At 24.1% G+C, this 424-nt stretch carries 1 pseudogene; it reads left to right on the top strand.

Annotated elements, in window-relative coordinates:
* Nucleotides 1-247, top strand: a pseudogene (locus EN850_RS33695) (glutaredoxin domain-containing protein); the annotation flags it as partial.
* Nucleotides 248-424 lie beyond the last annotated feature (177 nt).

Genomic DNA, 424 nt, shown 5'->3' with positions numbered 1-424 from the left:
CACAAGACCTACATGCTCTGATTGCCAAGAATCAAAAAGGTATTTAAACTCTCAAGAGATTAGTTATAGTCATAAAGATGTAAGTCAAAATTTGGACTTAGAAGAAGAAATGAAAAAAATATCAAGCAACCGAATTGTTACATTATTTGTTTTTTATAAAAAAAATTTTTGAGATAAAAAAAAGTTGTTTAAATATTACGTGGGATTTGAAAATAACAAAAAAGATATATTAAATATATTGGAATAATTAAATAAACAGCCATTATTAAAAAATAATGGTTGTTTATTTAATAATGATATTGACATTCTTCTTCTTTCACGATACAAAACAATTTTTCACTATGATTATTGTTAGAAGTTTCAGTCTGTATTGTGACATGTTGAATATTTTGATGATTGAGTTCATGTTCTATACGTTTAAGTA

It is taken from the genome of Mesorhizobium sp. M8A.F.Ca.ET.207.01.1.1 (assembly GCF_004794715.1).
In the GTDB taxonomy this organism is placed as follows: domain Bacteria; phylum Pseudomonadota; class Alphaproteobacteria; order Rhizobiales; family Rhizobiaceae; genus Mesorhizobium.
The sequence above is the reverse complement of the archived record's forward strand: the minus strand, read 5'-3'. Positions and strand labels throughout refer to the sequence as shown.